The sequence below is a fragment of the Sediminibacillus massiliensis genome (assembly GCF_900156915.1).
In the GTDB taxonomy this organism is placed as follows: Bacteria; Bacillota; Bacilli; order Bacillales; family Amphibacillaceae; genus Sediminibacillus_A; species Sediminibacillus_A massiliensis.
The window spans coordinates 1734592-1748405 of sequence record NZ_LT732535.1 but is presented as its reverse complement, the minus strand read 5'-3'; the positions used below and the strand labels follow the sequence as shown (position 1 = coordinate 1748405).

Genomic DNA, 13814 nt, shown 5'->3' with positions numbered 1-13814 from the left:
CATAAGTCTTCTCCTGGGAAGGTGTTGTAAATAGAGATGGAATTGTACTTGATGATAGTATTAGGTGTTATTGTAGTCAGCCTGATAATGGGAGCATATTCAACCAAAAAACATTACAGAATAAAGGAGCAGGAATTAAAAATCGAACAGGAAAGACTTGAACTGGAACGTAAGAGGCTTGAATTGGAAGAAAGAAGAGTCTAACGTATTTTTAGGTTGGTTTTCCAACGTGCGATTTTAAAACACAAAGCAGGTGTGACCATGAAAAAATTATCGGCTGGTTTAATACTGACAGATGGCGAGAAGTTTCTTGGTTGTCATTCAACAGGGAACTGGTTTTATGATTTGCCAAAGGGAGAGATAGACAGTCAAGAAAGTCCGGAACAAACGTGCATCCGGGAGACAAGGGAAGAGACCGGACTCGATATATCCAAAGAAAAGCTTTTTGATCTTGGGATTTTTGATTACAATCCAAAAAAAGATTTGCATTTATTTTTGTTGCGGGTAGAACAACTACCAGATATAACGCTGATGAATTGTTTCTCTTGTTTTATCCATCCACTTACAAAAAAAGAGACAAAAGAGGTGGATGGGTACAAATATATTCCTTTCGAGACGGTAGAAAGCTTTATGACGAAGAATATGGTCAAAGTAATTCGTCGAATAATTGACGGAAAAATCTCAAATACGTCTCTCGATTAATATGTAGAGAACTTCCTTTCATTAGAAAGGAAGCTTATTTTATATAAATGAACTATAACGATAAAGCAGCTGTTCGGGGGTCTGGATAATCGTTATTCCCCCCACAATATCGTCCTTTCTTTCAAATACATATTCGTGGAGAAGAAAGGGACAATAATGTGTAGAATTCCAAATAAAACGGAGGAATCCAGATGTCCAATCAAAATTTACATGAGCAGTTGCAGCAAATCAGCAGGCACTTGCAAGAAGCGCAAAGCAGCATTTTGGAAGCAAGAGGAACTGATCCTGAACTAATGGCCCAAGCGCATGAACAATTGCAGAGGGTGGAGCAGGAGCTGCAAGATACACAGCATCAATCCGGAAAAGAGGCAACAGAGAATTCACAGTTTCAGCAGGCATATGAACAATTGCATGATACACGGCAGCAAATGCAACAACTCAAGCAAAATAATGACTAGATCAAAAAAAGGCGCTGCTTTCATGCAGCACCTTTTTTTAATGAGGGTCTTCCGTTGCTATTTCAATTGTATAAGTACCTCTATCGGTAACAAGGGTGAACTGAGAGTCACTGTACTGATAAAGGGTTGAGTCCTCTAGCGGTATTTCGTAATAAGAAGAAGGTATCGGCTGGAATTGCTCATCCCCGGTCTCGATTAATCCAGGTCCATTTAACTGTAATGTATGCATCGGTTCATAGTCATCTATTCTTCTCGTATCTTTCGAGTAGGATATGGAGTTCAATTCAATCAGCATGCTGTCTTGATCATTAAGTTCGCGTTTGGAAATCTGGATTGTTTTTCCGTTCCATTGTTGAAGCAGTTCATTGAATTCTTCTACAGATAAATATCGCTGTGTCATTATCTTCCCTCCTTGTCCTTAGACTTTCCAACAAATCGCCAATGATACGGAATTGTTTCGATGGAACAAAGAGTATGAATAAACGACAAAGGACAGAGAATTCTATCTATAAATACACTTGATAAGGGGATAATTGCGTGAAGTCCTATCTAATAAAAAACATGATTATCGATGACGACTTTTATGGCGAAGAAACAGTTACAGCAGGATTCACCCATAACAATCAAGATTACAGCATCAGTTTTAATAAAGCTGACATGGAATTGATCAACATTTGGGTATTTGCAAATGAAACCTCCGTTCCTGCACATTTGTCAGATGCGATGATCGACTCATTAAGAGAAGATGTGGGGAAGCTTATTTGAAATTTCATACGAATAGACAATCCATACCGGGATCTCTTTCTTTAATCGAAGGAGGTCCTTTTTTAAAGGGTTGTGTTGGCAAAAAGAAATAATGGTAAAATGAGAAATATTAGGAATGTTGATATTCATGAAGAATTGCTTGTGAGGTAAATCTTCCGGCATATTGGATATATAGGAGGAGAGCACACAATGAATCCGGTTATCATAAAGCCAAGAGTAGAACATACAGAAGCTATTGCCGCCATTTGTGCAAACGGCTGGAAACAAACAGTAAACGGCAAATTAAGTGAAGAATACCAGAATAAGAATATTGATTTCTGGTACAGTCACGACAAGGTTAGTCATGACATCCGGGAAGGAAACTATACGCATGCAGCCCTGTTTGAGAATAAAATTGCCGGAGTAATAGGAGGTGGCATAACGAAGCCTGGCAGGTGTGAAGTATTCGTTCTCTATGTTGATGAAAATCAACGTTATCAAGGCATAGGAAGCCTGCTTCTTGACGCACTGACCGAACAACAGCTCGAACAAGGTGCAACAGAGCAATGGGTTTCTGTTCAGGAAGGGAATCAGTTCGGTATTCCTTTTTATGAGGCTAGAGGTTTTTCTTTTAAACAGAGGAAGGTTTCCATAACAGAAACAGATGAAGAGCGAGTATCGCTTAGGTATTCAAGATTTATCGGTACATAGGAGAGGATGCGTAGTGGGCGAACTGTTTGATAATGTGGCTGATGACTTTAACAAATACCGGTCAGGCTACCCCCGAAAGTTTTATCAAAAGTTAATAAATGATTATGATATAACACTTAAAGGAAAAAAGGCTCTCGACATGGCTACTTCTAACGGCTTGGCGGCCAGGGATATTGCCAGACAAGGCTGCATGGTGACAGGTATAGATAATTCAGTTGAATTGATCAAGGAAGCGAAAAGGACAAATGAAACAGATAATTTACCTATAGACTATCTGGTGGGCGATGTAACACAATTGCCTTGGAACGAGCAGTCTTTCGATATCGTGTTTGCGGTTCAGTGCTGGGACGTGCTACCAGGAGTGGAAGCAGCGTTAGAAGTTTTCCGGGTGCTGAAAGATGATGGTTATTTTATCCTTGCTCAGTTTGATCAATTGGCGTCTGAAAGTGATATAGTTGATCGCACCGAAAAGCTAGTTTCCCAATATACGGAAAATAGCGAAAAACACAATCGATATGGTATGTATCCTGAATGGATGGAAGAAATGTATGAGACCGGTTTTTCAAGGGTGGAAACATTTACGTTCGATCAGGAGGTCACATACACACATGAGGAGTGGCGCGGAAGGATGAGGACAGACTCGGAAATTGGCGGCAATTTACCGAAAGAATTCGTTTCTGCCTTTGATAAGGATCTGGACAACCTTCTTGAAAAGTATTTTCCTGATCAAACACTGTCCATTCCCCATCGAATGTTTGCCGTCGTCTGTCAAAAAGTCAGGAAATAGTGGGCGGGAAACAGCATGTATTACTGCAAAAAAGCCAGCAAAGAACTGATTTATTGGAGAGCGAAATTATTAAGAGTTAAAGTGTGGTGATAGGTTGTTTAAAATTTTGTTAATAGAAGATGACACATCTTTGTTTAAGGAAATAAAAGAGCGGCTGGCCCAATGGTCTTATGAAGTTTATGGGGTAGAAGACTTTCAAAAGGTATTGAATAGATTTACCAATGTAAATCCGGATCTGGTCGTTATTGACATCCAACTTCCGAAATTCGATGGATTTCACTGGTGCCGGATGATCCGGGAACATTCCAGTGTTCCGATTATTTTCCTGTCATCGAGGGACCATCCGACTGACATGGTAATGTCGATGAATCTGGGGGCAGATGACTTCATACAAAAGCCTTTCCACTTTGATGTATTGATCGCCAAAATTCAGGCCATCCTCCGAAGGGTGTACAATTACAATACAGAAGTGACGGGTTTGAAAACCTGGTCTGGGGCTGCGATTGACAAAGAGAGAAATAGAGTAACAAATGATCAGGGAACGATTGAATTGACGAAAAACGAAATGTACATACTACTGCTGCTCGTTGAGCGAAAAAATAAAATAGTCAGCCGAGAAGAACTTATCAATCGATTGTGGGATGACCAACGGTTTGTCAGCGACAATACATTGACTGTCAACGTCAACCGTTTAAGGAAGAGGTTGGCAGAAATCGGTATGGGAGAGGCGATTCAAACAAAGGTCGGCCAAGGATACGTAGCAGTTGAGATGGAAAGAACATGATTAGAAAGTTTTTAGCAGAGCGAATCAGTTGGATATTATTAGTTCTTTTTTTACAACTCCTGGCTTTGTTTATGGCTTATTTAGATGCAGATCTGGGATTCGACTCTATGCTTTATTACGTTTTCTTATCTGTAGTTATTTTTGGAGTGTTTGCAGTGTTCCGATATCATAGGGAGACCAAATTTTACAAAGAACTTTCCGAACGGGAAAATAACTTTGATTTGGACAGTTTGCCGGAACCAGACAGCCCCTTTGAACAATTAATTGATCAAAGCATCACCCATCCCATCGAACGGTTGAAAGTGGAAGCTGCAAACAGCCAACAGCATTTGGAACAGGAGAAGGATGAGCTTCTCTCCTGGATTCACGAAGTTAAAACACCGTTGACTACCATGCATTTAATTATCGACCGGATCGGGGACAGTCAGTTGAAAGCTGAGCTTGTACAGGAATGGCTCCGGATCCACCTGCTGCTCGACCAGCAGCTTCACCGGAAGAGAATGCCTTTTATTGAAAATGATTTATACATAGAAGAGTTGGATTTAGAATCTCTTCTTACCCGGGAAATTAATATGTTGAGATCGTGGTGCATGAAAAAAGGCATCGGCATCGATGTGGGATTACCAGTAAGAACCGTTCTGAGTGATGCAAAATGGTTGGCCTTCATCATTCGCCAGCTGCTCACAAATGCTGTGAAATATAGTGTGTATGCATCCGAAATCCAAATAAAAAGCGGGTGGCAAAATGGGCAGACATTCCTGCAGGTGAAGGATTTTGGAAGAGGCATCAAATCGAAAGATCTCCCACGTATTTTCGACAAAGGTTTCACTTCAACAAGTCAGCACGAAGACAATACAGCCACCGGCATGGGTCTGTATTTAGCTAAAACAGCTGCAATCCCCTTGCAAATAGAAATATGTGCTGATTCAACTTATGGTTCTGGGACAACCATTACTCTGTCCTTCCCTGAAAAGAATACATTTGTGGATATAAGAGGGATGTGACGAAAGTGTCACATCCTTTTGTCATTTGTTAGGAGAATGAAAGGACATAAAACAGCAAAGTTATTAAAATGAAGATATCAATTCATTGGGGGTCTTCGTATGGATATTTTAGAAGCCAATAAAATCCGAAAAAGTTATGGAAATAAATTTACGAAACAAGAAGTATTGATGGGGATTGATTTGAACATCAAAAAAGGAGAATTCGTTTCCATCATGGGTGCTTCCGGGTCAGGGAAGACGACCTTGCTGAATGTTCTCTCATCTATTGACAAAGTTAGTCAAGGCACCATCAAAATCAACGGCGAAGAGATCACCGGCAGGAAAGAGAAACAGCTTGCTGAATTTCGAAAAAACCACTTGGGTTTTATTTTCCAGGAATACAACTTATTGGACACGTTGACGGTGAAGGAGAATATTCTTTTGCCACTGTCTATTATGAAGGTCTCGAAAAAGGAAGCAAATGAGAAGTTTCATGCTGTGGCCAAAGAACTGGGAATTGAAGAGATCAAAGACAAGTATCCAAATGAAATATCGGGAGGACAAAAACAGCGCACCTCAGCGGGAAGAGCGTTTATTCATGAACCGAGTGTTATCTTTGCAGATGAACCAACGGGTGCGCTTGATTCTAAATCGGCTTCCGATCTATTGGATAAATTGGCTGATTTAAATGAAAAACGGCAGGCGACTATTGTCATGGTGACCCATGATCCTGTAGCGGCGAGTTACAGCAGCCGTGTGATTTTTATCAAAGACGGTCATATTTATACCCAGTTGAATAAAGGAGAAGAAACTAGACAGACGTTCTTGAAGGATATAATGAAAACGCAAGGTGTTTTAGGCGGGGTTCAATATGAGCATTAATCAACTAATATTCCGCAACTTGAAAAAGAATCTGAAGAACTACTATCTATATGTGTTTGCGTTAGTATTTAGTGTAGCGCTATATTTCGCTTTCGTCACCCTTCAATATGATCCGGCATTGGATGCCGCCAAAGGTTCGATTAAAGGCGCAGCAGCGATTCGGACTGCATCCATTCTGCTTGTAGCAATTGTATCTATTTTTCTTTTGTACGCTAATACGCTCTTTATCAAGAGGCGCAGTCAGGAAATTGGTTTGTTTCAGCTGATCGGAATGACGAAAAACCGGATCTTCAGGATTTTGAGTGTGGAAAATCTGATTATTTATTTCGCCTCCCTCTTAATAGGAGTTTTCATCGGCTTTTCTTTCTCCAAGCTGATCACCATGATCTTGTTTAAAGTTACAGGAGTGGAAGCTGTGGCGGCTCTTCACTTTTCAAAGGAAGCACTTATCCAAACAGTGATCATATTCGGAGCCATTTATCTTCTGATCATGCTGATGAATTACTTATTCATTAGACGGCAAAGTATCCTTTCTTTATTTAGAGTGGTATCCCAGACAGAAGGCAAAGTGAAAGAAATTTCTGTTATGGAAATTATAATGGGAATTCTGGGGATTGGTTTAATAGGGACTGGTTACTTTGTATCCTCCAAGTTATTTGATGGTGATTTAATTTCGATGGCACAGTTATTCATGGCCATGATTTTTATTCTTGCTTCGGTCATTTTAGGAACCTATTTTTTCTACAAAGGTTCTGTCAGGTTTGTGGCCAATCTGATTCGCAAAAATAAAAATGGTTATATGAATGTTAACGATGTATTATCGCTATCCAGCATTATGTTCCGGATGAAGTCGAATGCCTTGTTGCTGACAATCATCACTACCGTTTCTGCTTTGGCAATTGGTTTATTGTCCTTGAGCTATATTTCTTACTATTCAGCCGAGAAAAACGCCGAAGATATGGCTGCTGCCGATTTTGCCTTAATAGACAATGCTCATGCAGATGCTTTTGGAGAGAAACTGAGTGAGAATGGAATTGAGTACAAGCAAAGAAACATCCAAGTGCTCGAGGCAAAGATAGATGTGGAGAAGGTGCTTGAACAGGATATTAGTACTTTAAACACAGACGATGGGTTGATGGGAGTGCCTATTGTCAAAGATACAGAAGTGGATGGAGTTGAATTAGCGGATGGGCAGATGTTGTTTACTGGGTACAGTGACGCCCTCCAGGGGATTATATCTTTTAAAGATTCAGGAGAAGTGGTCATCCATGGACTGAATGAAGAGTATGACCTTAATTTCATCGGAATGACCACAGAACATGTTATTTCCAATTATTTTTCAAGTGGCGGTCTCCCGACAGCAATAGTAGATGAAAAAGACTTTCAACATTTGCAGAATGATTTTGATCCTGAATTGCAGAATAAATCGACCATCTATATTGGTATTGACCTGGATGATGAAGAAAAGGGCGAGTCAGCAAATTCCATTTTTCAGAATATGCCCTTTAGTGAGGAATTTGGCTACTACTCAGTCTATCAGCTATCAAAAGATTTGAAGCTATCCATGGGTCTAACCATGTTCATCGTCGGTTTCCTGGGATTGGCTTTTCTTGTCACATCCGGTTGCATCCTTTATTTCAAGCAAATGGGTGAAAGTGAGGAGGAAAAGCCTAACTACACCATTCTCCGGAAATTAGGCTTTACAAGGAAAGACTTGCTGAGAGGTATTCAGGGAAAGCAAATGTTTAGCTTCGGCATCCCGCTTGTGGTCGGTTTATCACATAGCTATTTCGCTGTTAAATCTGGCTGGTTCTTCTTTGGGACGGAATTGTGGACACCGATGTTCATTGTAATGGGATTATACACAATTCTTTATTCATTATTTGCAGTTCTGTCTGTGCTTTATTATAAGAAAGTGATAAAAGAAGCACTGTGAAAGGGAATGTTTTATGGTGACGATGTCCGTCAGGCTAACGGCCGGGGCATCGTCATTTCTGCTTCTAATTTTAAGGCCTCGCCAGAAGCGACAATCTCTTGGTAATCTCAAGAAGCGATGTTTATATGTTCTACCCCTTCTTCCACATCCTTTTGAATATTGACGGTGCCAATAGAAATCTTCTTTATTTCATTCGTGATATTTTCGATACTGTGATTCACTTCCCCTATGGACCTTTTGACATAGAAGTTGACATTCATGTTCTTCCTCTCAGAATTAAATTTGAATTTAAGAATCTCGAATTCTAGATATATTGTAATTCTATCCATTCTAATAATCAAATTATAGGGTGCATAATAGGGAGAAAAGAAAGGGAATATTATCCACTGCGAAATTCATCTAGTTCCTTAGTTATATTTTTTCACTTAAAGGGTAAAGAGAAAAGGCGAGTGAAAAAGTAGAGGAGGATTCGATGAACAAAAAGAACTTAATCGATTATAAAATTTTCTTACCAGCACTGATTATTATCATCGCAATCAGTATTCCGTTTGCTTTATATGAAGCGGAATCTTTGGAACTGCTGAATTCCATATTTGATTATATTGTAAAAGTATTCAGCTGGGGCTATCTGTGGTACGGGGTTATACTCGTGGCAGCTGGTCTTTATTTATCTTTTTCTAAGTATGGACAAGTTGTGTTGGGGGATCCGACAGAAAAGCCGCGGTTCACGCTTTTTGAGTATGCTTCCATCTTAGTGGCAATGGGAGTAGGTTCGACAATCATGCGGACAGGAATGCTCCAGTGGACATCGGTAGCAAATGATCCGCCGGTTGGTGTTGAGCCTGGTTCGGCGGAAGCATTGATGTGGGGAAACTCCTACAGCATGTTCTTATGGAGTTTTCAAGTGTTCGCTATATTTGTCATGGCTGCACCAGCAATGGGATATATTCTTCATGTGAAGAAACGCCCGTTAATGAGAATATCGGAGGCATGCCGTTCTTTATTCGGCGATAAGTTTACCGACGGAATTGGCGGTAAGGTCCTGGATGTTCTTTTCTTGATCAGTATCTTGTCCGGAGCGGCGGTGACACTTGGCCTGGGAGCGCCAATAGTTACTTATAATTTATCCGCTCTTACAGGTATGGAAGTAACCTTTACAATGACCATCATTGTCACGATTATTTGGGTTATGTTGTTTTCCCTTAGTGCTTATCTAGGTATTGAAAAAGGGATTAAACGGTTGAGTACGATCAACATGTATTTGGCAGGGATTTTTGCTTTATTTATTCTCATAGCAGGACCAGGTGTGTTTATATTAAACTATTTTTCCGATAGTTTGTACTTCTTGTTTTCTAATTATCTGAATATATCATTGAACACGGATTCGGTTCATCAAGGAGAAGCATCCCACGTACAAAGTAACACTGTCTTCTGGTATGCCTACAGTGCGACATGGGCAATGCTGCACAGTGTCTTTGCAGCTAAAATCTCCAAAGGAAGAACAATCAAAGAAATGATTCTTACTTATTTATTGGCGCCGACCTTGATTTCCTGGTTTGCTACAGGGGTTCTTGGTGGATTGGGAGTGCACAGGTACCTGTCAGGAGATTTGTCCGTCTTGGAATTAGTTGAAAACAATGAAAGAATGGCAGCTATACCAGATATTCTGTCAACACTTCCAATGGGAGAAATTTCTATTATCATTTTCATGATTGTAGCTCTTATCTTCTTGACGACCACACTAGACTCTACGACTTATACGGTGGCTGCTTATACGAGTACAAAAGATATGAGTAAAAATGAACCGCCCAAAATCCTGCGTATTATCATAGCTGCAGTAATTACAGGTATGGCATTAGTGTTGATGCGGATTGGAGGACTCGCCCCGCTAGAAGTGATATCCGGCTTGATGGGTCTACCGATAATCTTGGTCCAATTCATCCTCATCTATGCAGCGAAAAAGATGATTGATAAAGACCAGGCGTGGAAGCACAATATTAGAAAGGATTCTAATTCTTACCAGGAATAATAATGCCAAAATAGCAGCACCGGTTTTCACAGCTGGTGCTGTTATTTATTATTTTATCTTAGGTCCATTTTTCAGTTTATATTCATAATATTAATAATACCAAGAATTTTGTCTTTTCATGTCTAATGGTGGAGGGTATAATTTACATAATTATATCCATAAAGCCCTTAAATGACGGAGGAATACGATGGCATACTTAGGAAGGGTCCTATGTCCGATACTTATAATGACAGTTAACATTACTTCTTTAACCTACAATGCTGCCTTTACGGCAGTCAGTTTAATGGTATTAATAGCAAATGGCCTGTTGGGTTTTTTCATAGGTATGATAATCGACAAATTCATTTTTTCATACAAGCAATTAAAGAGAGGGAAACTGGAACTGGAGCAATATAAGCAAAGCCTTCAAGCTACGACTGATGCAATAGGAATTACAGATGAAAACGGATATTTTGAATTTATGAACGAGTCACAGTTTAAGATGTACGGATACACATCTTCAGAGCTTAAGAATTGGAAAGACTGCTATAGCCAGGAAACGCTGGATTGGATAGAAGAACAAGTTATGCCGAAATTTCAGTTAACAGGACATTGGCGTGGAGAGCTAGAGGGAGTAAGAAAAGACGGTTCCACATTTCCACAAGAAATGTCCATCTCGAAAATTAACGAAACTGGCAAGGTGATTGCCGTAGTCAGGGATATCACCAAACTAAAAGAAAGCGAAAACCTCATACAACACATTGCATTGCACAATGATTTAACCGAAATTCCAAACAGACGCTCGATGTATGATAAATTAAATGAACTTATGGAAAAAGAAATCCCTTTTTCCTTATTCTTTATTGATTTAGATAGATTCAAGTACATCAATGATATGCTCGGGCATAACGCCGGCGATCAATTATTGGTAGAGACAGGCCGAAGACTAGAGGGATTGCAACAGGACATGTTGTCCGTTTACCACCTTGGGGGAGACGAATTTATTGTATTATCTTCAAAAACATCACAACGGGAAGTACAACAACTTGCAATGGATATTTCAAAGCAAGTTTCCTGGCCGCAACTGTTAAATGGGAATCAAATCCAAATCACACCTAGTATTGGTATAAGCCGCTATCCCGAAGACACCGACAATAAAGAAGAATTATTACAATTTGCTGATTTAGCAATGTATCATGGCAAACAATCTGGAAAAAATCGATTCGTCTTATATAACGATTCTATTAAACGTTGTCAGGAGCGAAAGTTAATAATCGAGCAGCAATTGGGAAATGCGATAGCAGAGGGAGAACTTTCCCTTTATTTTCAACCTAAATACGATATGGAGGCAAAATGCCTGGTTGGCTTGGAAGCATTGATCAGATGGGAAAGTGCGGTTTTGGGAGACGTGTCGCCAGCAGAGTTTATTCCAATTGCAGAAGAGTCTACCCTGATTGTTGATATCGGAAAGTGGGTTATCAATGAATCACTATCCCGCTTATCAAAATGGGAAGACAAAGGCTACCGTCCTGTCAAATTATCCGTCAATATTTCCAATCGACAATTGCAAGAGAAACAGTTTGTCTCCTTTTTAAGGGCAATGATGGAGGAATTTCAAGTTGATCCTCAGTATTTAGAACTGGAAATCACGGAAACAATTACAACCGAAGCAAACATTATCCCGTTGTTGAATGCTATAAAAGACCTCGGGGTTGGTCTATCCATTGATGATTTTGGGACAGGTTATTCTTCTCTGAGTGTTTTGAACTACCTTCCAATCGATACACTGAAGATCGATCGTAGCTTTGTACACCATATTTCATCGGGAAAATATGGAGAAGAAGTTATCAAAAGTATCATCGATATAGGCAGGAATATGGATTTGGTTGTAGTAGCAGAAGGGATTGAAACCGAAGAACATTTCAATTTACTTAGAAAGTTGAAATGTCCAATCGGTCAAGGCTACTATTTCGGCAAACCGGTAAGTTATGAAGAGATTGAGTGGAAGCTGAAGCGTATATCATGAATAGGAATTTTCTAAGTGATGGAAGGCGGGATTTCCTATTCACAATATGTGTGTGGAGAATTTCTTTTTCTGATCCCGGCTATCTTTAATCTCAAATCTGCCAGAAAACTTATTGAAACTATTTGGTGAATCTGCTATATTATCCATGTAATCTATTTACATATATTACTCGTATATTCTCGGTAATATGGACTGAGTGTTTCTACCTGGTTCCCAATGGAAGAACCAGACTACGGGTTAAAGTATTTATTGAATTTATTAGATATCAGCACCTTCGTGCTTCTTCTTAAATACTTTGACTTCCGTAGGTCGGGAAAGGAATGCACTTTCCGGACCTTTTTCCGTCAAAAATAAAAAGACAATACTATGTGTGACTGGCGAACGCGGAAAACCGTGAGGGAGCACATAGTGTCGCAGCCGTTCGCCTGGGCAGAGGTAAGGGAAAAATTCCCTTGCCTCTTTTTGTTTTCTAGGGGGGATATATGTAAACTGTTCTTAGAATTTAGGACGCCCTGTTCGGAAGTTATCTTTTTAATCAAGAGGAGGAAACAGAATGAGCTCAATATTAATGGAAAAAAGAAGGACAATCAAAACACTAAACAATATAGCAGATAGCGGACTGGATGTGTTCAGTGGCGACTATCATTTGGATGATAACAGTGAAAATCCGGATGCTATTGTGGTGCGAAGCTTTAATATGCACTCAATGGAGTTTGGAAACAATCTGAAGGCAATCGCACGGGCCGGGGCGGGTGTCAACAATATTCCGGTTGATAAGTGTACAGAAAAGGGAATCGTCGTCTTCAATACACCCGGCGCTAATGCAAATGCGGTAAAAGAACTTGTCTTATCCTCTCTGATGGCGTCTTCACGAAACCTGTTTGATGGCGTAGCCTGGACAAAGACTCTAGGAAACGAAGGTGATCAGGTTTCAGGACTGGTGGAAGCAGGAAAAAAGCAATTTGTTGGCAATGAGATTGCCGGCAAGACACTGGGAGTAATTGGTTTAGGTTCTATCGGTGCTTTGGTGGCGAATGATGCACTTGCATTAGGGATGGATGTCATTGGCTTTGACCCGTTTATTTCCGTTGACACAGCCTGGAACTTGTCCAGCCATGTGCAGCGTGCAGAAACAATGGAGCAGTTATTTGCTAAGTCTGACTTTATAACAGTACATGTTCCATATACTGACGGGACAGCTGGAATGTTCAACGAGGAAACATTTAATCTGATGAAGCCAGGTGTTCATCTATTGAACTTTTCACGGGGCGAACTTGTGAATGAAAAGGACATGAACATGGCACTCGACACCGGGAAGGTCGGTAAATATATAACAGACTTCCCGAATGAAAAGGTCTTGAAAATGAAAAATGTAATTACCATCCCGCATCTTGGTGCTTCAACAAAAGAATCAGAAGTAAATTGTGCAAAAATGGCAGCCCGTCAGGTTAAAGAATTTTTGGAAACTGGGAATATTAGAAATTCTGTCAACTTCCCTAACACATATTTACCTTATTTAGGGAGAAGCCGTGTTGCTGCATTTCATAAAAATGTGCCGAATATGGTCGGCCAGATTTCTTCTGTTATTTCAACTTCCGATTTGAATATAGCCGATATGGTTAATAGAAGCCGAGGAGACTATGCCTATACAATGGTTGATATCGAAAACCATGTTGAAGACGAAATCATTCCTGAATTGAAAAAACGGATGGAACAAATCGACGGAATGGTGACAACCCGGATTATTTAATCAGTCAACGAGGGGCACAGTAAAGGACCAAGAAAAATTCCAA

At 40.0% G+C, this 13814-nt stretch carries 15 protein-coding genes and 2 riboswitches; of the genes, 13 read left to right on the top strand and 2 right to left on the bottom strand.

The genetic code is table 11. From position 1 onward, the window contains the following. The first annotated feature begins 36 nt into the window (after positions 1–36). From CZ434_RS22135 to CZ434_RS09565, 3 genes are all read left to right on the top strand, one after another. On the top strand, positions 37–204 hold the full coding sequence (locus CZ434_RS22135; protein WP_179107233.1) for a hypothetical protein: 168 nt from the start codon (positions 37–39) through the stop codon (positions 202–204). 57 nt (positions 205–261) lie between these two features. After that, on the top strand, positions 262–702 hold the full coding sequence (locus tag CZ434_RS09570) for an NUDIX hydrolase (RefSeq protein ID WP_077622929.1): 441 nt from the start codon (positions 262–264) through the stop codon (positions 700–702). A 191-nt stretch (positions 703–893) separates the two neighbouring features. Beyond that, the gene (locus CZ434_RS09565) at positions 894–1160 is read left to right on the top strand and encodes a hypothetical protein (protein WP_077622928.1); all 267 of its coding nucleotides are present in this window, start codon (positions 894–896) and stop codon (positions 1158–1160) included. 37 nt (positions 1161–1197) lie between these two features. On the opposite strand, the gene ymzB is transcribed toward CZ434_RS09565, so the two are convergent. Then, positions 1198–1560, bottom strand: a complete 363-nt coding sequence (gene ymzB / locus CZ434_RS09560) for a protein YmzB (protein ID WP_077622927.1) — start codon at positions 1558–1560, stop codon at positions 1198–1200. 137 nt (positions 1561–1697) lie between these two features. Here ymzB and CZ434_RS09555 point away from each other — a divergent pair, with 137 nt between their 5' ends. The 7 genes from CZ434_RS09555 to CZ434_RS09525 all read left to right on the top strand — a co-directional run bounded on the left by CZ434_RS09555 (position 1698) and on the right by CZ434_RS09525 (position 7987). Then, positions 1698–1925: a hypothetical protein gene (locus CZ434_RS09555; RefSeq protein WP_095742912.1), complete on the top strand. Its 228-nt coding sequence runs from the start codon at positions 1698–1700 to the stop codon at positions 1923–1925. 189 nt (positions 1926–2114) lie between these two features. Continuing rightward, positions 2115–2615 carry a GNAT family N-acetyltransferase gene (locus tag CZ434_RS09550; RefSeq protein ID WP_077622926.1) on the top strand — a complete coding sequence of 167 codons (501 nt, stop codon included), beginning with the start codon at positions 2115–2117 and terminating at the stop codon, positions 2613–2615. Between the two features lie 13 nt (positions 2616–2628). Next, positions 2629–3402, top strand: coding sequence for a class I SAM-dependent methyltransferase (locus CZ434_RS09545; protein ID WP_179107232.1), 774 nt, complete (start codon positions 2629–2631; stop codon positions 3400–3402). Positions 3403–3496: 94 nt separating this feature from the next. Further along, positions 3497–4186, top strand: coding sequence for a response regulator transcription factor (locus CZ434_RS09540; protein ID WP_077622924.1), 690 nt, complete (start codon positions 3497–3499; stop codon positions 4184–4186). Then, positions 4183–5190, top strand: a complete 1008-nt coding sequence (locus CZ434_RS09535; RefSeq protein WP_077622923.1) for a sensor histidine kinase — start codon at positions 4183–4185, stop codon at positions 5188–5190. Before CZ434_RS09540 ends, CZ434_RS09535 begins: the two co-directional genes overlap by 4 nt. A gap of 99 nt (positions 5191–5289) precedes the next feature. Next, complete coding sequence (locus tag CZ434_RS09530) at positions 5290–6051, top strand: ABC transporter ATP-binding protein (RefSeq protein WP_077622922.1); 762 nt, start codon at positions 5290–5292, stop codon at positions 6049–6051. Then, a complete protein-coding gene (locus tag CZ434_RS09525) occupies positions 6041–7987 on the top strand; it encodes an ABC transporter permease (RefSeq protein WP_077622921.1) in 1947 nt (648 codons plus the stop codon). Before CZ434_RS09530 ends, CZ434_RS09525 begins: the two co-directional genes overlap by 11 nt. Positions 7988–8094: 107 nt before the next feature. Here CZ434_RS09525 and CZ434_RS22130 read toward each other — a convergent pair whose 3' ends face one another. Then, positions 8095–8247 carry a hypothetical protein gene (locus CZ434_RS22130; protein WP_179107231.1) on the bottom strand — a complete coding sequence of 51 codons (153 nt, stop codon included), beginning with the start codon at positions 8245–8247 and terminating at the stop codon, positions 8095–8097. Positions 8248–8459: 212 nt separating this feature from the next. Between CZ434_RS22130 and CZ434_RS09520 the strand changes: the two genes are divergently transcribed. From CZ434_RS09520 to CZ434_RS09510, 3 genes are all read left to right on the top strand, one after another. Further along, positions 8460–10016 (top strand): BCCT family transporter, encoded by a 1557-nt coding sequence (locus CZ434_RS09520; protein ID WP_077622920.1) that lies wholly within the window; start codon positions 8460–8462, stop codon positions 10014–10016. A gap of 187 nt (positions 10017–10203) precedes the next feature. After that, positions 10204–12021: a sensor domain-containing protein gene (locus CZ434_RS09515; RefSeq protein ID WP_077622919.1), complete on the top strand. Its 1818-nt coding sequence runs from the start codon at positions 10204–10206 to the stop codon at positions 12019–12021. Positions 12022–12170: 149 nt separating this feature from the next. Next, a riboswitch (purine riboswitch) is annotated at positions 12171–12274 on the top strand. 107 nt (positions 12275–12381) lie between these two features. Beyond that, positions 12382–12459, top strand: a riboswitch (ZMP/ZTP riboswitch). Positions 12460–12574: 115 nt separating this feature from the next. Next, entirely contained in the window at positions 12575–13771 is a 1197-nt protein-coding gene (locus CZ434_RS09510; RefSeq protein ID WP_077622918.1) for a phosphoglycerate dehydrogenase, read from the top strand. Positions 13772–13814 lie beyond the last annotated feature (43 nt).